The sequence below is a fragment of the Paeniglutamicibacter sp. ZC-3 genome, assembly GCF_025847175.2.
GTDB lineage: Bacteria > Actinomycetota > Actinomycetes > Actinomycetales > Micrococcaceae > Paeniglutamicibacter > Paeniglutamicibacter sulfureus.
Window position 1 is genome coordinate 303,767 of record NZ_JAOYTG010000003.1, and the last position, 26,589, is coordinate 330,355.

The window sequence follows — 26,589 nt, forward strand, 5'->3', positions numbered from 1 at the left end:
GTCCCGCATTGTTTACCCAATGTTGGGGTTCCGTTCACCTAAGTCGCAGATTCATCATATGGCCTGCTCCGATCTAGTCAATTTCCCGGGGAGGGGCTCGGCACACCTCAGCCGCCCGTGGTTAGGCACTGCGCGGGGGCACCGCCGCTTCAACGTGAGCGACTTCACGGGCAGCCCGTCCCGGCCAGGTGGGCACGGAGACTTCGGGCCCACACTTGCAATGGAGGAGAGCGATGGAGATGGTTCAGGTGTTTTGGTGCGCGAATCGGCGCGGAGCCGTAAGCTCGTTCAATGGCCAGATTCTTTGACGTACACCCCGATAACCCGCAGCCACGTGCGATTGCGCAGGCCGTGGACCTGATACGCGATGGCGGGCTGATCGCCTACCCGACCGATTCCTGCTATGCATTGGGTGCCCAGATCGGCAACCACGCGGCGCTGGACCGGATCCGGATGCTTCGCCAGGTCGGCGACAAGCACCACTTCACGCTGGTCTGCAAGGACTTTGCCCAGCTGGGCCAGTACGTGGAGGTAAACAACCAGGTGTTCCGCAACATCAAGGCGGTCACCCCGGGCAGCTACACATTCATCCTCCCGGCGACCAAGGAGGTGCCGCGGCGCCTCATGCATGCCAAGAAAAAAACGATTGGCGTGCGCATCCCCGATAATCCGGTGGTGCGCGCCTTGCTGGAGGAACTCGGCGAGCCAATTCTCTCCAGCACGCTGTTGCTTCCGGGCGATGAGGATCCGATGACGCAGGGATGGGAAATCAAGGAAGCGCTGGACCATGTGGTCGAAGGCGTCATTGATTCGGGGGAATGCGGCATCGAGCCGACCACCGTGGTCGACTACTCCAGCGGCGAGGCCGTCATTGCCCGCGTGGGACTGGGCGATCCCTCTCGCTTCGAATAACGAGGAGTCCGGGCGTCGCTAGACGGCATTCCCGTGCACATCGGTGAGATTGCAAACCAACTGCCAGAGGTGGCCGTCGGGATCGGCAAAGGTGCCAACATACTGCATCCGGCCATTGACGTGCTTGATCTCATGGGGAGCGAATGCCTTCCCGGCCGATCCGGCAACGGCGGCAAGGATGTCGTCGACCTCTGCCACGGTGCTGATGGCACAGCTAAGGAAGGCGTCGGTGGCAGGAACGGGAAGCAACGGCGTGCGCATGGCTTCACGCGAGTACTTCGTGAACGCCTCGGTCTCGGCCAAAAAGATCGTCATCCCCGGCATTTCCAGGCAAACCATGCCCATGGCCGGCTTCGCGCCCTCAATACCCACAACGTCGCGGTAAAAGGCCAGCGAACGCCCGGCATCCGTCACGGCTAGGCTCAGGACTACACCTTGGGTTTTCATCAGGTTTCGGTTTCCTTCCACGCGGTTTAACTGTTCTCGAGTCCATTATTCATCGGAAGGACTGCGGGGACCTGTGCACAATCCCCCACGAGGCTTCCCAGGTCTCGCCCGGAGCCAGCCAGCGCAGGCCCATCCCGTTGTTGAAGGCATTTGCCGGCGCGGTCATCGGCCCCAGGGTGACGGCACGCACCGGTCCCCCTGTACCCGGGAACGCCGGGGCGGTGAACACCTGGATGAACTTGAAATTCGCGTCCATGTGCAGTTCCACCCGGCTCCCGTCGGGTGACTGCAGGCCGTGCTTGCTGCTTCCGTCGGCTTCGAAGCGCAGCCCGGTCCACGGGTGTGGGTGACCTGGAGTCCGGTTGCCAGCAACTCTTAGTGCACCGACGTGGCCAGTTCGAAGGGGTACCCCGGCGCAGGCGAAATATCCGCCGCCAGCAGCACGCTGCCTATGGTGCGTTCGATCTGACGATAGCTGCGATGCCGCAATAGGTCATGAATGGCGTTGCCGCGGGCTGGCTCCGCGATCGCAAGCTGCTCATCATGGACCCGGTAGGACCATGCACCCCCGGCCACCCGGTGGGGCCAAGGAACCAGCGCAATGCCGGCAGCCGAGGGGCCGCGATTTCCTGCGGATAGCCCTGGACGAGTTCAACCCCGTTGACGACCAGCCTGCGCAGCGACGCACCAACCTGGTTCACCGCGGCCCGCTGGCTGTTGCCGTCAATGGCGCCGGAGAGTTCGAATCGTTCACCCATCGGCGAATCCGGTTTTGGCGCGGTCGCCCTTTCGTCGTGACAGCTTGCTGCCATTGCCTCTGGGGTGCGGCCGATCGATGCAACCTGATTTCGGCGTCCAGGGGGGTGGAACGAAGACGGGGCCGCGGGAACCATCAAGTGGTTCCCGCGGCCCCGTATGGTGCGTCTCTTGGGTACGGCTACTTGACCTGGTCGATGACGGTCTCTGCTACTTCACGCATGGACAGGCGGCGATCCATCGAGGTTTTCTGGATCCAGCGGAATGCCTCCGGCTCGGTCAGACCCATCTTGGTCGTCAGCAGACTCTTGGCGCGTTCGACCAGCTTGCGGGTCGCGAACTGCTCGGTGAGGTCTCCGACTTCCTTTTCAAGGGCGCGTATTTCCTCGTGGCGGGAAATCGCGATCTCGATGGCGGGGACCAGGTCGGCCGGGGTGAACGGCTTGACGACGTAGGCCATGGCACCTGCCTCGCGGGCACGTTCCACCAGCTCCTTTTGGCTGAAGGCGGTCAACAGCACCACCGGGGCAATGCGTTCCTTGACGATGGTCTCGGCAGCGGTGATGCCATCCATGACCGGCATCTTGACGTCCATCAGCACCAGGTCCGGCTTGTGCTCCCGAGCCAGCTCGATGGCCTTTTCGCCGTTGTCAGCCTCGGCAACCACCTCATATCCCTCTCCGCGCAGGATCTCGACAATGTCCAAGCGGATCAGGGTCTCGTCCTCGGCTACGATGACGCGGCGGGGCGCGCCGGTGTTGGGCTCGGCCGCAATTCGGGTAACTTCGGGCAGGTCGCTCATCGTGCTCCTTCAATCCCGGCGTGACCGGGGGCATCATCAGTACTCGGTTTCGTCGTTAAGCCTATCTGCATGTACAGTGGATAACCGCAAGGACGCGAGGATTTCAGCGCAAAGCAATTATCGGTTACGCTTATTCTCGCTGCTTCGAATTGTGCCCGCCCGAGTGGCGGAATGGTAGACGCGCTGCACTCAAAATGCAGTATCGAAAGGTGTGTGGGTTCGAGTCCCACCTCGGGCACAAAACGACCCCGATCCCTTATTTCATAAGGATCGGGGTCTTTTTCTTTTGTCCGGGCCCGGCACCCCCAACGCCCCCGTTCCTGCCGGGAGTTCAGGAAAAATGCAATCCCAAATGCATTTTCCCCTTTCGCCGCATGGCTCCGGAGCCATGCGTGAACACGTCGCCCAAGGTGTCCGTCACGGCGGTGCTCCTCGGGACGCATGTGGAGCCTGCTGGAGACGTGTCCTGCGACCGCAGATCGAAACCTGCCGCGGCCAGGAGCGCTCGAGGCCAAACGACGCATCGAGGATCAGGCTGTCACGGCGAAACACCCAATGGTTAGGCTTGAATCGTTCACGCCCAATTCGCCCCCACACACAGATAGGACCGCGATGCCCAGCGCAGTCACCTTGATTCGCTCCCAGCAGCTCAGCAATGTTGCGCAATATGCCTACGCCTCGACGGCGCCGGCCAATGCACGACTGATTTTCCTGGCAGGTTCTTGCCCGCTCAATCAGGATGGAAGCACCGCCGGAATCGGGGACTACGCGGCCCAGGCGGCCAAATGCATCGAGAACATGAAAATCGCCTTGGAAGCGGCCGGAGCAGGCCTGCCCGATGTCATCTCCACGCGCGTGCTGGTTGCCTCATCAACGCAAAAGGACCTCGTGGCGGCTTGGGAGGTCGTTCGTGCCGCATTTGGAAACCACGACGTTCCCAGCACCCTGATGGGCACCACCGTCCTCGGATACGACCACCAGCTCGTGGAAATCGAGGCGGTCGCCGCCGTGCTGGACTGATACGGGCGCAAAGCACGAAGGCCGGACTCCCACCTCGATCCCCCAACGGGAACCGCGATGAAAATCCGGCCTTGGCTTGCCTGGACTAGATGGAGATGGCTTCGGGGCCCGCTACGTTCTCGGAGTCCCACGGCCCGACCTTCTCGCGTGCCGGCATCGGCTTGCCGTCACCGAGCTGGCCTGCATCTGCGAGGTCGCCGACCTTGTGGATGCGCAGCGAGTTGGTGGAGCCCGCCTGGCCTGGAGGGGAACCGGCCGCGATGCAGACAATGTCGTTGATCTCGGCAAGCCCTTCGGCCAGCAGTGCGCGGTCGACCTGTGCGGTCATCTTGTCGGTGTGGTCCGCGTACTCGACCAGACGCGGCTGGATGCCCCACATCAGGGTCATGATGTTGTAGGTCTGTGGCAGCGGCGTAAACGCCAGCACCGGGCGCTTGGGGCGCAACCGGGACAGGCGTCGGGCCGAGTCGCCGGACTGGGTGAACGCCACGATGTACTTGGCATCCAGCTGGTCGGCGATCTCCACGGCGGCGCGGGTGATCGCACCGCCGCGCGTCTTGGGCTTTGAGCCCAGGCGCGGGATGCGGTCCAGACCGTGCGTTTCCGTGGAGGAAATGATCCGCGCCATGGTCTCGACGGTTTCGATGGGGTATTCGCCCACGCTGGTCTCCCCCGAAAGCATGACCGCATCGGCGCCGTCGAGGACGGCGTTGGCGCAGTCGGAGGCCTCGGCGCGGGTGGGCGTCGGGGACTCGATCATGGATTCGAGCACCTGGGTGGCAACGATGACCGGCTTGGCCCAGCGGCGGGCCAGTTCAATGGCTCGCTTCTGCACCAGCGGGACCTCCTCGAGGGGAAGCTCCACACCCAGGTCGCCACGGGCAACCATGATCGCATCGAAGGCGTCGATGATTTCCTCGATCGCGTCGACAGCCTGCGGCTTCTCAACCTTCGCGATCACCGGAAGGCGACGGCCTTCCTCGTCCATGATCTCGTGCACGCGCTGGATGTCCGAGGCGTTGCGCACGAAGGACAGGGCGACCATGTCGACGCCGGCCCGGATGGCCCAGCGCAGGTCGTCCTCGTCCTTCTCGCTCAAGGCGGGAACGTTGACAGCGACCCCGGGGAGGTTGATGCCCTTGTTGTTTGACACCTCCCCTCCCACGACGACCTCGGTGACGACCTTCTCGTCATCGACGGCGGTGGCGCGCAGGGCGACCTTGCCGTCGTTGATCAGGAGGATGTCGCCGACGTTGACGTCCTCGGGCAGGCCCTTGAACGTCGTGGAGCAGAAGGTTCCGTCGCCCAGGACATCGGCGATCACGATGGTGAAGGTGTCCCCCACGTGCAGCATGTGCTTGGCGTCGCCCACGAATCGGCCCAGCCGGATCTTGGGGCCCTGGAGGTCGGCAAAGATGCCGACCGGCCGGCCGAGCTCCTCGGCCGCTGCCCGCACGTTGCCGAGGTTCTCGGCATGCATCGAGTGGTCGCCGTGGCTCATGTTCAAGCGTGCGACGTCAACACCCGCCTTGAGCACTGCCAATGTCTTGTCGTAGGTGCCGATCGCCGGGCCCCAAGTGGCCACAATCTTTGCGCGTCTCATACGGTTAGCCTATCTGCCTTTCCATTCCTCAGGTCGGGAAAACACCGCATAAGAGGTGCATCCGTCTCACAACATGCTGATAGCCCGATCCGTTGGTGCAACGGGGGCTGGAAGGCGGGTTTCGCCCATCAGGTATTTGTCCACCGCCGCGGCACAGGATCGTCCCTCGGCGATGGCCCACACAATCAGGGATTGTCCGCGTCCGGCGTCGCCAGCCACGAACACCCCGGGGGTGTTGGTCATGTAGTAACCATCGCGGGCGACGCTGCCCCGGTCATCAAACTCGGTGTTGGCCTGTTCCATGAGACCGGCAGTCTCGGGTCCGGTGAACCCGAGTGCCAGGAAGACGAGGTCGGCGGGTATGACCCGCTCCGTGCCCGGCTTCGGAAGGCGCTGACCGTCAATAAATTCGGTCTCTGCCACTGTAACACCCATCACGCTTCCGTGCTCTCCCGTGAAGTTGACCGTGGCGGCCAAGTATGACCGCTCACCGCCTTCCTCGTGCGCCGACTGGACCTCGAACAGGGTCGGAGACATGGGCCAGGGCTGGTGCCCCGGGCGCTCGGTCGAGGGCTGGGCCCCGATGGCAAGGGTGGTCACGGAAGCGGCGCCCTGGCGTATGGCGGTGCCCAGGCAGTCCGCCCCGGTGTCGCCGCCGCCGAGGATGACCACGTGCTTGCCCTTGGCGTCGATGCGCAGGGTATCGCGTTCGCCCGCAACCACCTCGTTGGAATCCACGAGGTAGTCCATGGCGAAGTGGACCCCCGAAAGCTCGCGCCCCGGAACCGGAAGGTCCCGCGGAACGGTTGCACCGGTGGCCACGATGACCGCGTCGTAGAGCCGGTTCAGCTGCTCGAACTCAATGTCCGTGCCCACGGAAACCCCGGTGCGGAACACCGTTCCCTCGGCCTCCATCTGGGCCAGGCGGGTCTCCAGGACGTCCTTGCCCATCTTGAAGTCGGGGATGCCGTAGCGCAGCAGTCCCCCGATCTTCGTATCACGCTCATACACCGCGACGGTGTGCCCGGCGCGGGTCAGCTGTTGGGCAGCTGCCAGGCCGGCGGGGCCGGAACCGACCACGGCAATGCGCATGTCGGTGTGGCGCACGGCAAGGACCGGGTCCAGTCCGCCCGAGGCAATCAGGGTGTCGGCGATTTCGACCTCGACCTGCTTGATTGTTACGGCCGGCTGGTTGATTCCCAGCACGCAGGAGGACTCGCAGGGTGCCGGGCACAGCCGCCCGGTGAATTCCGGGAAGTTGTTGGTGGCGTGCAGGCGCTCGGCCGCATCGTCCATCCGGCCCTGGTGGACCAGGGAGTTCCATTCCGGGATGAGGTTGCCCAGCGGGCAGCCGTTGTGGCAGAACGCGATGCCGCAATCCATGCACCGTCCGGCCTGCGCGGTAAGCACCGTGGCGTTTTGCCGCTCGGTGACTTCCTTGTAGTCCATGATGCGCACGGACACGGGGCGCTTGGGCGGGGTTGTCCGTTCGCGTACCTCTAAGAATCCACGTGGATTAGCCACGGGTCACCTCCAGAATCCGGTTCCAGACAGTGGCTGAATCCGGGTCGAATCCTTCATTGGCGGCATCGTTGCGTGCCTGTGAGACGGCTGCGTAATCGCGCGGCAGCACCTTGGTGATGCGGGCGGCGGCCACCGGCCAGTCGGCCAGCAGGCTGGCTGCCAGCGCCGAACCGGTGTACTCCACCTGCTGCGTCAGCAGCTCCTTGATCAACGCCAGATCGGCTTCGTCCGGACCGGACAGGAGCAGGTCGTCGTTGGCTACGGCGAGCGGGTTCAGCGCCGCCACGTCCAGGTCCAGGACGTAGGCCACGCCGCCGGACATGCCGGCGGCGAAGTTGCGCCCGGTGGCGCCAAGGATCAGCGCGGTTCCACCGGTCATGTACTCGCAGCCGTGGTCGCCGATGCCCTCGACCACCGCGGTGGCGCCGGAGTTGCGCACGCAGAAGCGTTCGCCCACCATGCCGCCGATGAACAGCTCGCCGCTGGTGGCGCCGTAGCCAATGACGTTTCCGGCAATGACCTGCTCCGCGGGGTTGAATGCGCTGCGCGCATCCGCCTGGACGGTGATCCGTCCGCCGGAAAGGCCCTTGCCAACGTAGTCGTTGGAGTCGCCGACCAGGTGCAGTTCCACGCCGGCGGGCAGGAAGGCGCCCAGCGACTGGCCGGCATGCCCGCGCAGCGTCACCTTGATGGTGCCCGGTGCCAGCTCGTCGATCCCGAAGGTGCGGGTGACGTGGTGGCCCAGCATGGTCCCCACCGAGCGGTCGGTGTTCTTGATTGGGAGGTCAAGAACAACGTGCTCGCGGCGCTCCAGGGCAGGGGCGGCCGCGGCGATGAGCTGGTTGTCGAAGTGCTTGTCCAGGCCGTGGTCCTGGGACCCGGTGCGTCTGCGCGGCGCACCTTCCTTGGAACCGGCGGTGTCGAAGATCCGCTCCAGGTGCAGGCCCTGGGTCTTCCAGTGGCCCACGGCGGCGCGGGTGTCCAGCAGCTCGGCCTGGCCGATGGCTTCCTCGAGGCTCGCGAAACCGAGTTCCGCCAACAGCTCGCGGACTTCCTGGGCGAGGAACTCGAAGAAGTTCACCACGTGGTCGGCCTGGCCGGTGAAGCGCTGGCGCAGTTCCGGGTTCTGCGTGGCAACGCCCACCGGGCAGGTGTCCAGGTGGCAGACGCGCATCATGATGCAGCCGGCAACCACCAGCGGTGCGGTGGCAAAGCCGAATTCCTCTGCTCCCAGCAGGGCGGCGATGACGACGTCCCGGCCGGTCTTCAGCTGGCCGTCGACCTGGACGGTCACACGTTCGCGCAACCCGTTGAGCATCAGCGTCTGCTGGGTCTCGGCCAGGCCAAGCTCCCAGGGCACGCCCGCATGCTTCAGCGAGTTCAGCGGGGAGGCACCGGTGCCGCCGTCGTGGCCGGAAACCAGCACCACGTCGGCCTTGGCCTTGGTGACGCCGGCCGCGACGGTGCCGATGCCGACCTCGGAGACCAGCTTCACGTGGACGCGGGCACCCGGGTTGGAGCACTTCGCGTCGTGGATCAGCTGGGCCAGGTCCTCGATCGAATAGATGTCGTGGTGCGGCGGCGGGGAAATCAGCCCGACGCCGGGGGTCGAATGACGCGTGCGGGCCACCCAGGGGTAGACCTTCTGCGCCATGAGCTGGCCGCCCTCGCCGGGCTTGGCACCCTGCGCCATCTTGATCTGCAGGTCATCGGCATGCGTGAGGTACATGCTGGTGACGCCGAAGCGGCCGGAGGCGATCTGCTTGACAGCGCTGCGGCGCTCGGGGTCCAGCAGCCGCTCCACGTCCTCGCCGCCCTCGCCGGTGTTGGACTTGCCGCCCAGGCGGTTCATCGCAATGGCCAAGGTCTCGTGCGCCTCGGCGGAAATCGAGCCGTAGCTCATCGCACCGGTCGCGAAACGCTTGACGATCTCGGAGACGGGCTCCACGGCATCGATGTCGATGGGCGTGCGATCGTCCAGCTTGAAGTCCAGCAGCCCGCGCAGCGTCATCAGGCCCTTGGCCTGGTCGTCGACGCCCTGGGTGTACTTCTTGAAGATGTCGTAGCGGCGTTCGCGGGTTGCATGCTGCAGCCTAAAGACCGTTTCGGGGTTGAAGAGGTGCGGCGGGCCCTCGCGGCGCCACTGGTATTCGCCGCCAGTTTCCAGCACGCGGTGCGGCTCGGGGTTCAGATCGCTGGGGTAGGCACCGGCATGGCGCATCGCGGTTTCGGTGGCGATGACGTCAAGGCCCACGCCTCCGAGCTGTGAGGAGGTGCCGGTAAAGTACTGGTCGACCACGCGCTGGGACAGACCCAGCGCCTCGAAGGTCTGGGCACCGCAGTAGGAGGCGACGGTGGAGATGCCCATCTTGCTCATGATCTTCAGCAGGCCCTTGCCCAGCGCCTTGATCAGGTTGGTCTGCGCCTTGGCCGGGGTCACGGTGCCGAGTTCGCCCTGCAGGGCCATTTCCTCGACCGATTCCAGGGCCAGGTAGGGGTTGATGGCGGAGGCGCCGTAGCCCACGAGCACGGCAATGTGGTGCACCTCGCGTACGTCGCCGGCCTCGATGACCAGGGAGGTCTTGGTGCGGTTGGCGCTCTTGAGCAGGTGGTGGTGCACCGCGGAGGTGAGCAGCAGCGACGGGATCGGCGCCCACTGGGCATTGGAGTCCCTGTCCGAAAGGACAATGAACTTCACGCCGCGGTTGATGGCGGCGGAGACCTTTTCGCAGATTTCCTGCAGGCGGGAGCGCAGCTCGGACTCGCCGCCCTCGGGACGGTAGAGACCGCGGACGCGCAACGCGACCTTGCCGCCGTTGGCATCGCGGATGTTCGCGATCTTGGCCAGGTCGTCGTTGGTGATCACCGGGTAGTCAAGGGACACCTGCTGGGCATCGATCTTGCCGGTGGCCAGCAGGTTTCCGTCCGGGCCAATGCTGGTGCCCAGCGAGGTGACAAGCTCCTCGCGGATCGAGTCCAGCGGCGGATTGGTGACCTGGGCGAAGGACTGGGTGAAGTAGTCGAAGAGCAGCCGGGAGCGGTCCGAGAGAACCGCGACGGGGGTGTCGGAGCCCATGGCGCCCAGCGGCTCGGCGCCGGCGGAGGCCATGGGGGCCAACAGGATCCGCAGCTCCTCGGTGGTGTAGCCGAAGGTGCGCTGGCGGATCTGCACGGAGGCGGAGTTGTGCTTGACGTGCTCCAGGTCCGGCAGGTCGGTCAGGCTGATCTTGTTTTCGTTGACCCACTGGGCCCACGGCGCCGAGGCAGCAACCTGCGACTTGATTTCCTCATCCGTGATGATGCGCCCGGCTTCGGTGTCCACCAGGAACATCTTGCCCGGGGCGACTCGGCCCTTGGCGGCGATGAGCGCCGGATCAAGGTCGATGACCCCGACCTCGCTGGCCAACACCACCAGTCCGTCGGTGGTGACCCAGTAGCGTGCCGGACGCAAGCCGTTGCGGTCAAGCACGGCTCCGACCTGCTTGCCGTCGGTGAAGGACACGGCTGCGGGCCCGTCCCAGGGCTCCATGAGCATCGAGTTGTACTCGTAGAAGGCGCGGCGGTCGGCATCCATGGCTGCGTGGTTTTCCCACGCCTCCGGGATCATCATCATGATGGCCTGGGCGACGGGGCGCCCGGAGAGCATGAGCAGTTCGGCGACCTCGTCGAAGGATGCCGAGTCGGAGGCGCCGGGGCTGCAAATGGGGAAGAGTTCCTCGGGGACCTCGCCCAGCAGGGACGAGGCGAGCTGTGACTGGCGGGCTCGCATCCAGTTGCGGTTGCCCTTCACCGTGTTGATCTCGCCGTTGTGGGCGATGGTGCGGAAGGGCTGGGCCAGCGGCCAGGAGGGGAAGGTATTGGTGGAAAAGCGCGAGTGGACGATCCCGAGACGCGAGGCGAAGCGGGTATCGCCCAGGTCCGGGTAGAACTCGGTGAGCTGCTCGGTGGAGAGCATGCCCTTGTAGACCATGGTGGCCGAGGAGAGCGACGGGAAATACACGCCGAACTTGTTTTGTGCGCGCTTGCGGATGCGGAAGACCCGGGCGTCAAGGTCCTTGTCGTGCTCCTGGGCGGCACCCAGGAAGAGCTGGGAGAAATGCGGCATGCAGCCCAGGGCGGTGGCGCCGATGGCCTCGGTGTTCACCGGGACGTCGCGCCAGCCGAGCACGGACAGGCCTTCCTCGGCGGCAAGCTCTTCGAGGGCGGTGACTGCGGCGGCGCGCTGTGCCGGTTCCTGCGGGAGGAACGCGGTGCCGGCGGCGTAGCGGCCGGGGGCGGGCAGGTCGATGCCGGTGACGGCGCGGAAGAATGCGTCGGGGATCTGCGTGAGGATGCCTGCACCGTCGCCGGTGCCTGCATCGGCACCCACGGCGCCGCGGTGTTCGAGGCGGCGCAGCGCCTCGAGGGCCTGCTCCACGATCTCGTGGGTGGCCTCCTGCGTCAGCGTGGCGATGACCGCCAGGCCACACGCGTCTTTTTCGTTTGCCGGGTCATAGAGCCCTTGGGCTTCCGGTACATCGGCAAACCGGGTGTAGGGCGAGAAAACCTCCTCGCCTGGATGCGGTGAGGCATTAAGTTGGACTCCGGTCATGCTCATGAGTGGTCCCTTTCTCGGTGTGTGGGCAGAGGTTCTGGATCTTCGGGCGACGCTGGCCGAGGAAAGGCTAGGGGGCTCGCTAATCGGCACCCCGAATCGGGGGCCGTGCGGTGGGGTGGGGGGTGACACCTGCGATACGTGGACGTCATCCGCGCGCTCCCCTGGTGGGTGGAGCGCGAACTGGGTGCTTCCACATCATTGTGGTCGCCGACAGCATGGGTGGCGGAGTATGGGTATTCCGCGCCCGTCACTGCTGCCACGGTGAAAAAAGAGTAGCACCGGCATGTTTCGGATTTGCACCCACTTATGTTTCCAACAGTTTTCGTACATGCTACCAAACCGTTGCTGACTTGGATTAATAAAGTTTCCGCAAAGTTTCGTCTCAATGCGATATGAATCCCTTCATCTTCCTCGTCTCCACTGCAGGTATCAAGGGTTGGATGTCCTCGCGACGGGGTCCTTTCCGACGGGAACACCGGACAAGGACCTCCCGGCGAACCCGACTCCGGGCTTCGACACCGAGTGGTGCCGCTCGAGGTGGCCAGGCGCCCGGACGGAAAAGACCGGTCCCCTCCTTCCGGATGGGAAGGAGGGGACCGGTCTTGGCTTGGTTATCGCGGATCGGGATTCGGCGGGTGCCGAAGTGCTACTTGTTTCCCGCTTCGGGGCCGGCCTCGCCGGTGTCCCTGGCGCTGCCGTTCTCGTGATCGGCTGGCTTCGCGGCGTCCGTTGGCTTGGCGGCATCTGCGGGCTTGGCGGATTCCGTCACCTCGGCCTTGGGCTCGCGGCCCGGAAGATAGACACCGGGATCCGGCTGCGGGCGCAGCTTGCGGAACACGAAGACCAGTCCGGTGGCGCCCAGGACAACCATGGCAATGGCCAGCCACATGTGCACGCGCAACCCGATGCCCAGGATGTAGATGGTGTCTGCGGCGTCGATGCGCATGGTTTCCATGATGATGCGGCCGATGCCGTACCAGATGAGGTAGGACCAGAACATGGCCCCGCGGCGGAGCTTGAACTTGCGATCCAGCGCAATCAGCAGCAGGACCCCCGCCACGTTCCACAGTGATTCGTAGAGGAACGTGGGATGGAACAGCGTTCCGGCCGGGATTCCCGGGGGGAAGTTGAAGCTGTTCGGATCAATTTCCAGGCCCCACGGCAACGTGGTGGGCGCACCGAAGAGCTCCTGGTTGAACCAGTTACCCCAGCGCCCGAAGGCCTGGGCGAGCAGCACGCCGGGAGCAGCCGCGTCCAGGAACGCCGAGAGGCGCACTCCGGCACGGCGGCAGGCGATCAGTGCACCGACGGTGCCGAGGCTGATGGCCCCCATGATGCCCAGGCCGCCGGCCCAGATCTGCGGGATCTCGGCCAGGTGCGCACTCTGCCCGTTGAAGCCGAAGTAGTAGTCGGGATCGGTGACCAGAACGTGGTACAGCCGCCCGCCCACGATCCCGAAGGGGATCGCCCAGATGCAGATGTCCCAGACCACGTCCTCCGGTCCGCCCTTGGCGCGCCAGCGGCGGGCGGTGATCCACATGGCGGCGATGATGCCTAACATGATGCAGATGGCGTAGGCGTGGATGGTCAACGGGCCGAGGGAGAACTTCGAGAACTCCGCCGGAGGGCTCGGGATCGAGGCGAGTACGTTGGTTCCCGCCACAGCCAGCTGCATCATGCCTTCACTGTCCGACCGCTGAGTTCCGCGGTGAGCTCGGCTACCGCCTTCACTCCCCCGTCGCGCAGGGCTGCAACCAGTGCGGTGCCCACGATGACTCCGTCGGAGTAGGCCCCGATCTCTTCGACGTGCTTGCGCTGCGAGACGCCGAGCCCGACGCAGGCGTTTTCGGCGCCGGCGGCGTGGGCCGCGGTGACCACTGCCGCTGCGGCGTCGGAGACCTCGGCGCGGGCGCCGGTGACGCCCATGACGGAGACGCAGTAGACGAAGCCTCGGCTGGCTTCCACGGTGGCCTTCATGCGGGCCTCGGTGGAGGACGGTGCGACCAGGAAGACGCGGTCAAGTCCGTACTTGTCGGAGGCCTCCATCCATTCGGCTGCCTCGTCCGGAACCAGGTCCGGGGTGATCAGCCCGGCGCCGCCGGCCTCTGCCAGGCGGCGGGAGAACTCGTCCACGCCCATGCGCAGCACAGGGTTCCAGTACGTCATGATCATGACGGTGGCCGAACAGCGGGAGGTGATGCCCTTGACGATGTCGAAGACCTGGGCGACCTTGAAGCCCTGGGCCAGGGATTGCACGGTGGCGGCCTGGATGACGGAACCGTCCATGACGGGGTCCGAGTACGGGATCCCGACCTCGATGATGTCGGCGCCGTTCTCGGCCATCGCGACGGCTGCGTCAATGGTGCCCTGCACGTCGGGGAAGCCGGCGGGCAGGTAGCAGATCAGCGCCGGGCGGCCTTCGGCGCGGGCTGCGGCGATCGCCGCGGCACTCTTGGATACGGGGCTCACTTGGCGTCCTTTTCGGTGTCGATGAGGTTGAACCATTCCGCTGCGGTTCCCACGTCCTTGTCGCCGCGGCCCGAAAGGTTGGCGATGATGATGGTTTCCTTCGGCACCGCGCCGGCGGCGATCTTGCGCTGCGCGATCCTCAGCACGCCGGCCAGGGCGTGGGAGGACTCGATGGCCGGGATGATGCCCTCGGTGCGGCAGAGCAGCGAGAAGGCGTCCATGGCCTCGGTGTCGGTGACCGGCTCGTAGTTCACGCGTCCGATGTCCGCCAGGTAGGCGTGCTCCGGGCCGACACTCGGGTAGTCAAGGCCGGCGGAGATGGAGTGGGAATCGACGGTCTGGCCGTCGTCGTCCTGCATCAGGTAGCTCTTGGCACCGTGCAGCACGCCCGGCAGGCCCAGCGTGATGGCCGCTGCGTGGCGGCCGGTGTCGACGCCGTCGCCGCCGGCCTCGAAGCCGTAAAGCTCCACCGAGGGGTCATCCAGGAAGCCGTGGAAAAGGCCGATGGCGTTGGAACCGCCGCCGATGCAGGCAGCCACGGCGTCGGGCAGGCGTCCGGCCTGGGCGATGATCTGCTCGCGGGCTTCCTCGCCGATGACCTCGTGGAAGTAGCGGACCATGGCGGGGAACGGGTGTCCGCCGGCGACGGTGCCCAGCAGGTAATGGGTGTTGTGCACGTTGGCGACCCAGTCGCGCAGGGCCTCGTTGATGGCGTCCTTGAGCGTCTGCGAGCCTGCCGTCACCGGGATGACGGTGGCACCGAGCAGCCGCATGCGCGCCACGTTCAGCGCCTGCCGGCGAGTGTCCTCCGCGCCCATGTAGACCACGCATTCCAGGCCCATGAGGGCAGCTGCGGTGGCCGAGGCAACGCCGTGCTGGCCCGCTCCGGTCTCGGCAATGATGCGGGTCTTGCCCATGCGCTTGGCCAGCAGGGCCTGGCCGAGGACGTTGTTGATCTTGTGGCTGCCGGTGTGGTTCAGGTCCTCGCGCTTGAGGAAGACTCGCACTCCGCCCGCGGCTTCGGAGAAGCGCTTGGCCTCGGTGAGCAGGGAGGGACGGCCCGTGTAGTTCTTGTTCAGGTCCTTGACCTGGGCAATGAATTCCGGGTCGGCCTTGGCTGCCTCGAACGTCTCGTTGAGCTCGTCCATGGCGGCAATCAGCGACTCGGGCATCCAGCGTCCGCCATAGGCGCCAAAGTACGGGCCCGCGGCATGCCGCAGCGAGTGGGAGGGGGCGGACTCGGACTGGCTTTCGCCCGTGTCCTGGTCACCTGTCATCGGGTTCATCTGGCGCATCCTTCTCTTGCTCAGGAATTCTTCGAGGGGTGTGTGGGGGGGGTGTGTCAGCTGGCGCGGGCTGGCTTGGCGGCGGTCCCGGAGGCAATGAAGCGCTCGATCGCCGCGCGCGGGTCGTTGTCCTTGACCAGCGCCTCTCCCACCAGGATCGCGTCTGCTCCGTGGCTTGCATAGTGCTCGACGTCGGCAACGTCGCGCACGCCGGATTCGGCCACAATGACGACGCCGGAGGGGATGTGGGCGGCAAGCCGGGAGAAGTTCTCGCGGTCCACGTCCAACGTCTTGAGGTTGCGCACGTTCACGCCGATGATCTTTGACCCGAGCTTCACGGCACGGGCGATTTCTTCCTCGGTGTGCGTCTCGACCAGGGCGTTCATGCCCAGGGCATGGGTCAGGTCCAGGAACTCGCGCAATTGCGCGTCATCCAGGGCCGCCACGATCAGCAACACCAGGTCGGCGCCGTGGGCGCGGGCCTCGAAGATCTGGTAGGGATCGACGGTGAAGTCCTTGCGCAGCAGCGGGATCTCCACCGCGGCGCGCACGGCGTCGAAGTCGGCCAGAGATCCGCCGAAGCGGCGCTCCTCGGTCAGCACCGAGATCACGGAGGCACCGCCGGCCTCGTAGGAGGCGGCCAGTTCGGCTGGCTCGCCGATGTCTGCAAGGGCGCCCTTGGAGGGCGACTTTCGCTTCACCTCGGAGATCACGTGCAGCGTGTTTCCGCGTTGGGACGCGTCAAGGTGTCCGCCCAGGGCAGCGTAGGCGTCGAGCGCGGGAACGGCCGCCGCGGCCGCCGCCTCGATTTGCTCCTGGCCGATGATGGACCGACGGGCGTCCAGATCGATCTGAACGCCCGCGATGATATCTGTCAGTACACTCACGGCTAGTGCGAGTCGCCGGACCTGGAACCGTTGACGCCGAAGCCGGCCTTCTTCATGGCCCAGCCGACGATCAGGCCGACGACCACGATGGCGCAGCCAACGTAGACGAAGGTCGGGTTGTGTCCGGCGAAGGCGATGCAGCCGACGACGAAGCCGATCAACATGACGAAGACCATTGACCATGCGGCCTTGGAGTTGCCGTGTCCGATTTCCTCGGCGTGCATTGGATCGATCTGGGTGTTGGCGTTAGCCATGGTGGGATACTCCTACTCACCTCGTGCGAATCGGGATTTTTCCCGATAAATCTCTTGGCTTCCATTCTGCCATTCTTTGCAGCGATGGCATGCCATGTTGCGTCGTGTGCGCGTTAACCGGTGGGATCGTCCCCGCGGGACAGCGAGTCCCAGCCGGAGATCTCGTCGATTGGGCCATTTGACGCTGCGTCCGGACGCCCCGCGGCCGTTGCTGCGGCGTCGCGGGAATATTTGCGGGATCCGGCCCAGTGTCGTCCGGCCACAGCCAGCAGCACCGCGTCGGCCACGAGAACCGCGCCGGCCAGCGCAGCGGCCCAGGGCCAGAAGGTCACGTCGTAGGCGCCGCCGGAGGCGTTCAGCCCGGTGGCTTCCCCGACCTTGGTCGTTGCAGCCAGCACCGGGTCGGCAAGCACCGCGACAGCCGAGGCGATGATTCCTCCGCCGACCAGCAGCAGGATCGCTGCGATGATCCAGCGGGCCACCTTGCCGGCGATCATTGCTGCCAGCGAGCCGGCCAGGGCCACCACTGCCAGTGCCGCCACTGCGGCCGCGGCGTCGGATCCCGCCACTTCGATGAGCGGAATCTTTACCGAGCCGACCTCCGGCTGGACGTTGATCCAGGTCCGGGTGCTGGTGGCCAGCGCGAGGACCGCGCCGAAAAGGCCCAGGAGCATGACGTTGCGCTTGGATCCCCTGCGCGGCTTGGTTTCCTCGCTCATGCCTGGGTGCCGTCCACTTGTGCCGGCGCCATGGTCCCTGCGGCCCAGACGGCCCGCAGGGGGGCTGCCGACTTGTTGATGGTTTCCAAGGCCTCGGCGTCGAGGTCGGAGTCCGCGACGATGCCGCCGCCGGCCTGCACATACGCCCGGTTGCCCTTGATCAGCGCGGAGCGGATGGCGATGGCCATGTCCATGTCCCCGGTGAAGTCCAGGTAGCCAACCACGCCGCCGTAGATGCCGCGGCGGTAGGGCTCGAGTTCATCGAGCAGCGACAGCGCCCGCGGCTTGGGCGCCCCCGAGAGGGTCCCCGCGGGGAAGGTCGCGGCAAGCACGTCGTAGCCGTCGGTGCCCGGTTTCAGCTTGCCGACCACGTTGGAGACCAGGTGCATGATGTGGCTGAAGCGCTCGACCTCCATGAACTGGGTGACCTCGACGGAACCGGGCACGCAGACCTTGGAAAGGTCGTTGCGCGAGAGGTCCACCAGCATCAGGTGCTCGGCGCGTTCCTTTTCGTCGGCCAACAGGTTCTTCTCGTGCTGCTGGTCGTCCTCGTAGTTGGCCCCGCGCGGGCGCGAGCCGGCGATCGGGTGGGTGACCACGTGGTCGTCGTTGACCGTGACCAGGGCCTCGGGCGAGGAGCCAACGATGGAATACGCCTTGCCGTGGGCGTCCTGCAGCGTGAAGAGGTACATGTACGGGCTGGGGTTGGTGCCACGCAGGATCCGGTAGACATCCAGCGGATCGGCGTGGGTCTCCAGCTCGAAGCGGCGCGAGACCACGACCTGGAAGACCTCGCCCTCGACGATGGCCTCCTTGCCGCGCAACACCGCGCGGCGGTAGGAGTCCTCGTCCCAGGAGTGGGTGACGGCGTTCATCAGCGTATCGGCCGGCACATCGGTTCCGGAAAGGACCGAGACGGGGTTTTCCGCAGCCTCGCCAAGCGCGTCTAGCATCCCGGAGAGGCGCTGTACCGCGTGGTCGTAGGCGCCGTCGACGCCGTCGGCGGTGCCGTTGAAGTTGATGGCGTTGGCGATGAGCGTCAGCGTGCCGTCGGTGTTGTCGTGCACTGCCATGTCGCCGACAAGGTTCATGGCAAGTTCGGGCAGGTGCAGGTCGTCCGCCGGCGGGTTGGGCAGCTTCTCCCAGTGGCGCACCGCCTCCCACCCGATGAAGCCGACCATGCCGCTGGTCAGCGGCGGCAGGCCGTCCAGGGGTTCGGTGCGCAGGGCGCGGACGGTGTCGCGCAGGACCTCGACCGGGTTGCCTTCGCTGGGCATGCCCGCCGGCGGGGTGCCCTGCCAGTGGGCCAGGCCGTCAAGGGTGGTCAGGGTCGCGGGCGAATTCACGCCGATGAAGGAATAGCGGGACCACACTCCCCCGGCCGCGGCCGATTCCATCAGGAAGGTGCCGGGGCGTCCGCCGGCCAGCCGGCGGTAGACGGAAATGGGTGTCAGTGCGTCGGCCAGCACCCTCATGGTCACGGGAATGACGCGGCGATCCGCGGCGAGGGCGCGGAATTCCTCGCGGGTGGGTGTCAGGGCGCCGAGAGCTTGCATAAGCGAAGAATGGTCCTTGCGTGTGCGGATGGAGCGGGTGGAAAGGTCAGGAAACGCGTCGGCCCACGACGGCGGGCAGTTCGCGTCCGTCGAAGCAGGTGCGCGTCCCGGTGTGGCAGGCCGCGCCGATCTGGTCGACGATGACAAGCAAGGCGTCGCCGTCGCAGTCAAGTGCCACTGAGCGGACCAGCTGGGAGTGGCCGGAGGTGTCGCCCTTGCGCCAGTATTCGTTGCGGGACCGGGACCAGAAGGTCACCCTCCCGGTGGTCAGGGTGCGACGCAGCGCCTCCTCGTCCATCCATCCGAGCATCAGCACCTCGCCGCTGCCATGTTGCTGGACAATGGCCGCGACAAGCCCGGCCTCGTCCTTCTTCAGGGCGGCGGAAATCTGGGCGGACAGTTTCCCGTCAACGGAGGCGGGGGCGGCGAAGGCTGGGTTCTGCGACATCAGTACCAGTCTAGTGCCACGGGCGGTGAAACCCGTCCCGAAACACGTTTCACGCCCGTTGGCCTCACCGCGCATCCGGGAGCTCAGCCGTTGGGCCTACGCATGGGGTCGGAACCCGCCGGCCCCGCACGCCGATCATCCAGCGGGGAGAGACCTCCCCCGGTGCTGCACCAGCCCGAGGGTGGGCAAGGCTCCGAGCGCGCCTGCGGTGGCCAGGTAGAGGACGAAACCGCCTGCCTCGTCGCCCGGGCGAGGACCACAGCGGAGATCGCCGAGACGCTCTTCCTGTCACCGGGCACGGTCAAGAACCACGTCGCCGGAATCCAGCGCAAGCCTGGCGTGGGACTCGGGTCGGGCCTGCACCTGCCGTCTCGTCCACTTGTGTCCACCCGCGCTTCGTGCCCGGGCTCGGTCCCCGCGCCATGGAGGACTGGGCAGGCACTCCTCCTGCGTCCCGATGCCGGGAGCGTGGCACTCGACACCAATGCCGTGCTTAATGGTCCATTCGCGGCGGACCGTTCTGACGCGGCTTGGGCGCGGAGCGAAATAGAAGCTCCATGCGCCCCCGAACGTGTTAGTTTCGAAGTGATGCATTTCGTCCCAGCCTCGCGTGAAGTATTGGCCGAAGTCCTGCTGGCAGCAGGGCCGACGGCTCCCACATTGTGCGCCGGATGGCAGACCCGCCACCTCGCCGCGCACCTGATCATTCGGGAGCAGTCCCTGCTTGCTGCGGGACTGGTCATCAAACCACTGGCGCACCGCATGGAGGCCGAGCTGGACCGGCGTGCGGACGTGGCCGGGAACCGCGACGCCTACGCCAGCCTCGTCAACGAATTCTTGCGCGGCGCCCCCAGGTTTTCACCCCTGTCCAACCCGCGGGTGGACCATTCGGCGAACCTCTCCGAGTTCTTCATCCATACCGAGGATGTGCGCCGCGCATCCGACCGCTGGGTCCCCCGTGCGCTTGACGCCAAGTACGAGGATCTCCTGTGGGAGGACTTGGTGCGCCGGGCCGCGCACTACTACCGCGGCGTGGATGTCGGTATCATCCTGGTCCGCCCCGACGGGCAACGCCACGTGGCCCGCAAGGCCAGCACCTCGGTGGCCATCACCGGTCGCCCGGGCGAACTCCTGCTGCACGCCTCGGGACGACGCGAGGAAGCACTGGTGACGTTCGAGGGTGCAGCAGAGGCCATCGCCCTGCTCTCGGTCTCGCTCTAGCCACCACTTTGGGCAGTCGGGACTAGACCTCCACGAAGTCTCCCCCCGCCATTCCCCGGCCTTCCACCACGTGCACAACGGCAAGGATCCTGCCCGCCGGGTTTGATCCAGTGGCCGCCGGCTTCCCTGCCGCCGGGAGGATTGCCGTGGCATTCCAGGTGCTGCCCGTGCGCATCACCGTGGTCGGCTCGCCGTTGACCGTCAACCGAATCACCGCGTCCGCCGCCGCACGGATTTCACCCTCCAGCAGCAGCCGCAGGGTGCCCCCTATGCGGTTTCCGGAATCGAGGCGACCCTGAATGGAAATTTCCGGCGGTTGCGCGCCTGGCCGTCCCCGGAAAGCTGCCCGGTGGCGGTCCCCTTCAAGCTCGGGCGCCAGCGACGGAACCGGGCGCAAGGTGCCGGCGTCCTCAAACGCCCACCCCCAGCCCATGATCGCGTTGTCGGAATAGGCGGGGCCGGCAAAGGTCAGTCCCACCGGCATGCCGGTGTCTTGCATCAGCCCCATGGCCACGGTGACCGAGGGGATGCCGAGATGACGCAGGGCGTAGTTCCCGTTGGAAAAGAAGACACCGTTCTCCCAGGCCCTGTCCGCCGATTCCGGGTTGGTGTCCGCATCCGCTGCCCCGACATCGGCGTTGGCAGGGAAGACGACACCGTCGAGCCGATGCTCGGCGAGCCAATTTTCGAATAGCTCCTTGCGCAGCTTTTCCAGTGCCTTGAGCCCGTCCGGGAATCCGGGCAGCGTGGCTGGGTCCGGCAGCCCGTCGGCGGCCATCTTCACCACGTCGCGGTAGCGGTTTTCATAGTCCTCGACCTCTTCATAGCGGTCTGGGAGCGATCCGACAGGGGCCGGGAAGATCTGCAGATGCTCGACATCGGCCAGCCTGTTCAGCGCGGGGTCGTTGTTTTCCCGCAGGAACGTGTCCCATCCATGGGCGAGGAGCTCATTGAATTCCATCTCCATCCACCCCTCGGGCAAGATGCCCAGCGCACCGAGTTGTTCGCCACCCGGGGTCTTCCCCTCGTACTTTTCGATCAGCGGGAAGTCGACATCGACGACGGTGGCGCCCAGGTCCTCCAGGCGGGAGCGCGCGGCGTCCCAGAGTTCCAGGACGCTGGGGCGCGGGTTGACCGGGAATCTCGGGTCCTGGCCCAAATACATGCGGGGCACGCCGAAGCGCTTGCCGGACAGGGCCTGCGGATCGGCCAGCTCCGCGTAGCTCCCGGGCCGGATGGCCGAGGCAGCAGGCAGCGGCACCGCTTTTTGGTGGCGCCAGAAGTCTCCCGTGGTTTCCGGATCGTCGGCGACGATCACGTCCAGCAGCCGGAACATGTCATCCATGCTCCTGGTATGCGGGACCACGACGTCGCGGGTGGGAAAGAGCGGCCAGTTGCCGCGGATGGAGATGACACCTCGCGAGGGGGTGTAGGCGCAAAGGCCGTTGTTGGAGGCCGGGCTGCGGCCCGAGGAGACGGTTTCCTCTCCCATGCCGAAGACCCCCAGGCTGGCCGCGGTGGCGACTCCCGATCCGTTGGAGGACCCCGAGGCGTAGGCAGCCGCCAGGTAGTCGGCGTTGTAGGGGCTTTCGGCGCGCCCGTAGACACCGCGCTGCATGCCGCCGTCGGCCATGGGCGGCATGTTCGTCTTGCCCACCAGCACTCCCCCGGCTTCGCGGATGCGTGCGACAGTGAAAGCGTCGTGCTTGGCCACCAGGTCCTTGAATGCCGGCGAACCGGCAGCCACGGTGAGCCCGGCGACCATGTAGCTGTCCTTGACGGTAAATGGCACCCCCTCCAGGGAACCGCCCCGGCCGGCACTGCGGCGGCGGTCGGATTCCGCGGCCTCGGAGAAGGCGTTGGGGTTCAGCACGGCCATGGCGTTGAGGCACACCGTGGACCTGTCGAAGCGTCCCACCCGGGCAAGGTGGGCGGCGATCAGTTCGACGGCGGTGACGGTGCCGTCATCGAGCGCACGCAGGACGCCCTCGATGGAGGCTTCGTGGATGCTGAACGGCAGGGCCATGATCGGGTTCCCTTCACAAGGGGTGCTCCGGCCCTGCGCGATCGAGATGTCCGACGGGGAGGAGCACACAAAAAATTGACTGGATATTCAGTTAAAGATAGCGTGTGGTCAACGGTTCGGGAAGACCCCGGGCCACCAAGGGAAAGATGCGGCACCGGCCATGGCCAATGACACCAGGCAGCGGATACTCGAGGCGTGCAGCATCTGCATCGCCCGTGACGGGGTCCGCGGGATGCGCGTGCAAGACGTCTGCAAACAGGCCGGCGTGTCCACGGGGCTGGTTTACTACCATTTCACCGACAGGGATGGACTGCTGGCGGCCACCCTGGAGTATGTGAACGCGGACTCGCTGGCCCAACGCGGGGAACAAGCTGCCGGTGGGGGCAGATCCCGCGGCTTGCTGCGGGATTTGCTGCTGGCCGAGATCCAGGACGACGAATCGGTGCGCGCGAAGTCGATCGTGTGGAACGAGATCAGGGCAATCGCGGTCTTCGAGCCGCCGCTGGCCGGGCATCTGGCCACGTCCACTGCGGCGTGGCAGTCCCACGTCGCGGAACTGGTCAAGCTGCACACCGGGGCGGGGACCGGGCAATGCCGGGATACGGCACTTTTGCTCACCGCCCTGGTCGAAGGCATTTCCGGCCGCTGGCTATCGAACCAGCTGGACACCGCTGCGGCACGTGCGGCCCTCGAACGGGGGTTGGAGGCACTCCTGCCGGCGACGGCCTAGGCCGGCAGCTGGCGGTAGTGGTAGCGCGACACCGTTTCAAATCCCAGGGATGCATAGAGTCCGGCGGCGATCGAGTTCCCCTCGACGACCTGCAGCCAGAGGCCTGCCAGATCCCGGCGGGCCGCCTCGGCCACCAGGGCCCGCATCACGGCCCGGCCGTATCCCCGGGAACGCGATTCCTCGCGGGTGGCCACGGCATAGATGCCGCCCAGGTCTTCCACCAAGGCCATGCGCGCAATGGCATGGATACTCCCCTCAATGACCAGTGAGGCGTAGACGGAGGGTGTATTGCCCAGGATCCGGACGCTGGCGGCCTGTGCGGCGGGCGAATGCGGTCCCTCGGATTCCCACAGGGCCTTCAGCCATGCCTCGGAGGGTGCATCCTGGAGGACGATCCCCGGGTCGGGCTCGCCGACAACGGCCCGCGCATAGTCCTCGCGTTTCAGCACCTGCACCAGGGTCGGGGATGCAAGTGAGTAACCGCGGGCACCAAGCATCGAGTCCAGGTCCTGCGGCAGGGAATCGGGGCTGATCTGGAAGACCGGCGGCAGCCCGCGGCGCCGATAGGCGGCTTCGACCTCGTCGATTGCGCCATTGGTGTCGGGCGGACCGAACAACGGAAGCACCGAGTTGGCCCGGCGGGTGACACCCGAGGAAAAGCGGCACACCCACCCGGAGAGGTCTTCCTCCTCAAGTGCCCGCCATCCCCGGGACATCACGGCGTCCAGTGACGCAGGACTAGCGAACCGGGAAACCGGCTTCACGGATGGCGTCCTTGACCTGCTTGATCATGTCGTCCGGACCGAAGTGGAAGATCGAGGCGGCAAGCACCGCGTCGGCGCCGGCGGCAATCGCCGGCGGGAAGTGCTCCGGTGCCCCGGCACCGCCGGAGGCAATCAGCGGCACGGTGACGGCCGCGCGGACCGCGCGGATCATCTCAAGGTCGAAGCCGTCCTTGGTGCCGTCGGCGTCAATCGAGTTCAGCAGGATTTCCCCCACGCCCCGTTCAGCGGCTTCCCTGGCCCAGGCCACGGCACAGCGGCCGGTGCCGGTGCGTCCTCCGTGGGTCGTGACCTCAAAACCGGATTCGACGTCAGGGTTCGTGGTGCGCCGGGCATCGAGCGAGAGCACCAGCACCTGGGATCCGAAGCGCTGGGTGATTTCGTTGATGACCTCGGGGCGGTCGACGGCAGCCGTGTTGATCGAGGCCTTGTCCGCGCCGGCACGCAGCAGGCGATCGACGTCCTCGGCGGCGCGCACTCCACCGCCGACGGTTAGCGGGATGAAAATTTCCTCCGCCGTGTGGGCCACCACGTCATAAGTGGTTTCGCGCTTGGCCGAGGAGGCCGTCACATCGAGGAACGTGATTTCATCGGCACCGGCGGCGTTGTAGCGCTTGGCCAGTTCCACCGGGTCCCCGGCATCCCGGAGCCCCTCGAAGTTCACTCCCTTGACGACTCGTCCGGCATCGACGTCGAGGCATGGGATCACGCGGATCGCAACGGCCATGAGGGGATCAACTCCTAGAGAAGCAATGAAGGGGAAATGTTCCGGGGCCCGGGATGCGGGCCGGGCACTAGATGCGGCAGGCGTGGATGTTGGTGACAAGAATGGCGCGGGCGCCGATGTTGTACAGCTCATCCATGATGTTGTTGGTGTGGCTCTTCTTGACCATGGCGCGCACGGCAACCCAGTCCGAGTCCTGCAGCGGGGAAACCGTCGGCGACTCGAGTCCCGGGGTCAGCCGGGTGGCCTCGTCGACCAGGTCCCGGCGCACGTCGTAGTCGAGCATGACGTAGCGGCGGGCCACCAGCACGCCGGTGAGCCGGCGCTTGAGGACTTCGAGCCCGGCGGGGGTGCGGCCGGTGCGACCGATGAGCACTGCCTCGGACTGCAGGATGGGATCGCCGAAGACCGCCATGCCGGCTGCCTTGAGCGTGTTGCCGGTCTCCACGACGTCGGCGATGGCGTCGGCCACGCCGAGGCGCACGGAGGACTCGACGGCACCATCGAGGCGGACCACGTCGGCGGCGATGTTGTTGGTTTCCAGGTACTGGCGCAGCAGCGCGTCGTAGCTGGTCGCGATGCGCTTGCCCTGGAGCTCCTGCTGGGTTGTGAAGGTCCCGGCGGGGCCGGCGAAGCGGAAGGTGGAGGCACCGATACCCAGCGGCAGGACCTCGTCGACGTGGTCGTTGACCTCGGCGTCCAGGTAAAGGTCGCGTCCGGTGATGCCAACATCGAGGATGCCCCCGCCGACGTACACGGCGATGTCACGGGGACGGAGGTAGAAGAATTCCACGTCGTTGTCGGGGTCGACCATGACCAGTTCGCGGTTGTCGCGGCGCTGGACGTATCCGGCCTCCAACAACATGGTCGAGGCGATTTCGGACAGGGCTCCCTTGTTGGGAAGGGCTACTCGCAACATGATGCGGTTCTCTTTTCAGGCTCTGGGGGGGTATTACGGCATGTAGGACAACAAATGGTGCCTGTTGGCCACCGCGGCACGGGAGGACAGGGCGTCCCGAAAGCGGCGGCTAGAGATGCTTGTAAACGTCCTGCAGAGTCAGGCCCTTGGCCAGCATCATCACCTGAAGGTGATAAAGCAACTGGGAGATTTCTTCGGCGGCGGCCTCGTTGGTCTCGTACTCGGCAGCCATCCACACTTCGGCGGCTTCCTCCACGACCTTCTTTCCGATGCCGTGCACGCCGGAATCCAGTTCGGCGATCGTACGCGAACCTTCGGGGCGGGTCTTGGCCTTCTCGGAGAGCTCGGCGAAGAGGGTGTCAAAAGTTTTCACATAGTCAGGGTATCTTGGCCCGTTGGCCGCATTCACTACCGCACCCCCAATGTGACGAAGCACTCCCCCGCTCGGCTCAACATGACGCGGCCCTGGCACAGGTCGCAGGCGTGCCGCCATAGTGCACCACGACCACTGATGATGCTCGCCGGCATGGCGGGAAAGTCCACTTTTGCGAGATCGGTTCCCGCGATGCCGGGCTGCCGGGAGGGCTGCGGACTACTGATGTCGACTGGGGCTGTTGCCGATCTATCGGGGTTTTCACGCACACCTTCATGCCCTCCCCTCACGTGGCCGGTGGCGGCTTCGGTTTCATGGAAGCCACCGCAGGGCGGACCGAGCGCAACAATGGGGCATCACGACACGATTGCTGCGTCAGGACCTGTGGTTCGTCCGTACGGACAATCCGGTCTGGCTAAGCCTTGATCCACCGATCCGCCCCCGGTCGTCGTCTGCTGGCGACGGACGGGGGCGGTTTCGTTTTTGGGCACGGGAAGGGTGCCGGCCTCGCTGTCGGCGGGTGTTCCACGATGG

24 protein-coding genes, 1 tRNA gene and 1 pseudogene are annotated in these 26,589 nt (G+C 65.9%); 6 read left to right on the forward strand and 20 right to left on the reverse strand.

Features of this window, described 5'->3' with window-relative positions; all coding sequences use genetic code 11:
• The first annotated feature begins 291 nt into the window (after nt 1-291).
• Nucleotides 292-912 carry an L-threonylcarbamoyladenylate synthase gene (locus OIU93_RS06010; protein WP_264269173.1) on the forward strand — a complete coding sequence of 207 codons (621 nt, stop codon included), beginning with the start codon at nt 292-294 and terminating at the stop codon, nt 910-912.
• 18 nt (nt 913-930) lie between these two features.
• Here the strand turns inward: OIU93_RS06010 and OIU93_RS06015 are convergent, their stop codons facing one another.
• The 4 genes from OIU93_RS06015 to OIU93_RS06030 form a co-directional block, all read right to left on the reverse strand.
• The gene (locus OIU93_RS06015; RefSeq protein ID WP_264269174.1) at nt 931-1,359 is read right to left on the reverse strand and encodes a VOC family protein; all 429 of its coding nucleotides are present in this window, start codon (nt 1,357-1,359) and stop codon (nt 931-933) included.
• Between the two features lie 49 nt (nt 1,360-1,408).
• On the reverse strand, nt 1,409-1,615 hold the full coding sequence (locus tag OIU93_RS06020) for a hypothetical protein (protein WP_264269175.1): 207 nt from the start codon (nt 1,613-1,615) through the stop codon (nt 1,409-1,411).
• Between the two features lie 193 nt (nt 1,616-1,808).
• Nucleotides 1,809-2,117: a hypothetical protein gene (locus OIU93_RS06025; protein ID WP_264269176.1), complete on the reverse strand. Its 309-nt coding sequence runs from the start codon at nt 2,115-2,117 to the stop codon at nt 1,809-1,811.
• Nucleotides 2,118-2,296: 179 nt separating this feature from the next.
• Nucleotides 2,297-2,917: an ANTAR domain-containing response regulator gene (locus OIU93_RS06030; protein WP_264269177.1), complete on the reverse strand. Its 621-nt coding sequence runs from the start codon at nt 2,915-2,917 to the stop codon at nt 2,297-2,299.
• 157 nt (nt 2,918-3,074) lie between these two features.
• Here OIU93_RS06030 and OIU93_RS06035 point away from each other — a divergent pair.
• Nucleotides 3,075-3,155, forward strand: a tRNA-Leu gene (locus OIU93_RS06035).
• 374 nt (nt 3,156-3,529) lie between these two features.
• A complete protein-coding gene (locus OIU93_RS06040; RefSeq protein WP_264269178.1) occupies nt 3,530-3,937 on the forward strand; it encodes a RidA family protein in 408 nt (135 codons plus the stop codon).
• 85 nt (nt 3,938-4,022) lie between these two features.
• On the opposite strand, the gene pyk is transcribed toward OIU93_RS06040, so the two are convergent.
• The 11 genes from pyk to hisI form a co-directional block, all read right to left on the reverse strand.
• Complete coding sequence (pyk, locus tag OIU93_RS06045; RefSeq protein ID WP_264269179.1) at nt 4,023-5,540, reverse strand: pyruvate kinase; 1,518 nt, start codon at nt 5,538-5,540, stop codon at nt 4,023-4,025.
• A 66-nt stretch (nt 5,541-5,606) separates the two neighbouring features.
• On the reverse strand, nt 5,607-7,064 hold the full coding sequence (locus OIU93_RS06050) for a glutamate synthase subunit beta (protein WP_264269180.1): 1,458 nt from the start codon (nt 7,062-7,064) through the stop codon (nt 5,607-5,609).
• Entirely contained in the window at nt 7,057-11,661 is a 4,605-nt protein-coding gene (gene gltB, locus OIU93_RS06055; RefSeq protein WP_264269181.1) for a glutamate synthase large subunit, read from the reverse strand. The genes OIU93_RS06050 and gltB overlap by 8 nt, the downstream gene beginning before the upstream one ends.
• Nucleotides 11,662-12,307: 646 nt before the next feature.
• Nucleotides 12,308-13,339: a prolipoprotein diacylglyceryl transferase gene (gene lgt, locus OIU93_RS06060; RefSeq protein ID WP_264269182.1), complete on the reverse strand. Its 1,032-nt coding sequence runs from the start codon at nt 13,337-13,339 to the stop codon at nt 12,308-12,310.
• On the reverse strand, nt 13,336-14,130 hold the full coding sequence (gene trpA / locus OIU93_RS06065) for a tryptophan synthase subunit alpha (RefSeq protein ID WP_372342875.1): 795 nt from the start codon (nt 14,128-14,130) through the stop codon (nt 13,336-13,338). The genes lgt and trpA overlap by 4 nt, the downstream gene beginning before the upstream one ends.
• Entirely contained in the window at nt 14,127-15,407 is a 1,281-nt protein-coding gene (gene trpB, locus OIU93_RS06070; protein WP_264269210.1) for a tryptophan synthase subunit beta, read from the reverse strand. Before trpB ends, trpA begins: the two co-directional genes overlap by 4 nt.
• A gap of 65 nt (nt 15,408-15,472) precedes the next feature.
• Entirely contained in the window at nt 15,473-16,303 is an 831-nt protein-coding gene (gene trpC / locus OIU93_RS06075; RefSeq protein ID WP_264269184.1) for an indole-3-glycerol phosphate synthase TrpC, read from the reverse strand.
• Nucleotides 16,304-16,305: 2 nt separating this feature from the next.
• Nucleotides 16,306-16,557 carry an HGxxPAAW family protein gene (locus OIU93_RS06080; RefSeq protein ID WP_264269185.1) on the reverse strand — a complete coding sequence of 84 codons (252 nt, stop codon included), beginning with the start codon at nt 16,555-16,557 and terminating at the stop codon, nt 16,306-16,308.
• Between the two features lie 113 nt (nt 16,558-16,670).
• The gene (locus tag OIU93_RS06085) at nt 16,671-17,276 is read right to left on the reverse strand and encodes a Trp biosynthesis-associated membrane protein (protein ID WP_264269186.1); all 606 of its coding nucleotides are present in this window, start codon (nt 17,274-17,276) and stop codon (nt 16,671-16,673) included.
• On the reverse strand, nt 17,273-18,832 hold the full coding sequence (locus OIU93_RS06090) for an anthranilate synthase component I (RefSeq protein WP_264269187.1): 1,560 nt from the start codon (nt 18,830-18,832) through the stop codon (nt 17,273-17,275). The genes OIU93_RS06085 and OIU93_RS06090 overlap by 4 nt, the downstream gene beginning before the upstream one ends.
• Before the next feature lie 46 nt (nt 18,833-18,878).
• Nucleotides 18,879-19,280 (reverse strand): phosphoribosyl-AMP cyclohydrolase, encoded by a 402-nt coding sequence (gene hisI / locus OIU93_RS06095; RefSeq protein WP_264269188.1) that lies wholly within the window; start codon nt 19,278-19,280, stop codon nt 18,879-18,881.
• A 102-nt stretch (nt 19,281-19,382) separates the two neighbouring features.
• Between hisI and OIU93_RS06100 the strand changes: the two are divergent.
• Together OIU93_RS06100 and OIU93_RS06105 are read left to right on the forward strand one after the other, a co-directional pair.
• Nucleotides 19,383-19,601 (forward strand): annotated as a pseudogene (locus OIU93_RS06100) (hypothetical protein); the annotation flags it as partial.
• Nucleotides 19,602-19,868: 267 nt separating this feature from the next.
• On the forward strand, nt 19,869-20,501 hold the full coding sequence (locus OIU93_RS06105; RefSeq protein ID WP_264269189.1) for a TIGR03085 family metal-binding protein: 633 nt from the start codon (nt 19,869-19,871) through the stop codon (nt 20,499-20,501).
• Between the two features lie 22 nt (nt 20,502-20,523).
• Here OIU93_RS06105 and OIU93_RS06110 read toward each other — a convergent pair whose 3' ends face one another.
• Entirely contained in the window at nt 20,524-22,527 is a 2,004-nt protein-coding gene (locus OIU93_RS06110) for an amidase (RefSeq protein WP_264269190.1), read from the reverse strand.
• 160 nt (nt 22,528-22,687) lie between these two features.
• Between OIU93_RS06110 and OIU93_RS06115 the strand changes: the two genes are divergently transcribed.
• Nucleotides 22,688-23,257, forward strand: a complete 570-nt coding sequence (locus OIU93_RS06115; protein WP_264269191.1) for a TetR/AcrR family transcriptional regulator — start codon at nt 22,688-22,690, stop codon at nt 23,255-23,257.
• Here the strand turns inward: OIU93_RS06115 and OIU93_RS06120 are convergent.
• The 4 genes from OIU93_RS06120 to OIU93_RS06135 all read right to left on the reverse strand — a co-directional run bounded on the left by OIU93_RS06120 (nt 23,254) and on the right by OIU93_RS06135 (nt 26,055).
• Complete coding sequence (locus OIU93_RS06120; protein ID WP_264269192.1) at nt 23,254-24,021, reverse strand: GNAT family N-acetyltransferase; 768 nt, start codon at nt 24,019-24,021, stop codon at nt 23,254-23,256. The genes OIU93_RS06115 and OIU93_RS06120 overlap by 4 nt on opposite strands.
• Nucleotides 23,996-24,766 carry an imidazole glycerol phosphate synthase subunit HisF gene (gene hisF, locus OIU93_RS06125; RefSeq protein ID WP_264269193.1) on the reverse strand — a complete coding sequence of 257 codons (771 nt, stop codon included), beginning with the start codon at nt 24,764-24,766 and terminating at the stop codon, nt 23,996-23,998. The genes OIU93_RS06120 and hisF overlap by 26 nt, the downstream gene beginning before the upstream one ends.
• A gap of 67 nt (nt 24,767-24,833) precedes the next feature.
• Nucleotides 24,834-25,682: an ATP phosphoribosyltransferase gene (hisG, locus tag OIU93_RS06130; RefSeq protein WP_264269194.1), complete on the reverse strand. Its 849-nt coding sequence runs from the start codon at nt 25,680-25,682 to the stop codon at nt 24,834-24,836.
• A 109-nt stretch (nt 25,683-25,791) separates the two neighbouring features.
• The gene (locus OIU93_RS06135; protein WP_264269195.1) at nt 25,792-26,055 is read right to left on the reverse strand and encodes a phosphoribosyl-ATP diphosphatase; all 264 of its coding nucleotides are present in this window, start codon (nt 26,053-26,055) and stop codon (nt 25,792-25,794) included.
• Nucleotides 26,056-26,589: the final 534 nt, after the last annotated feature.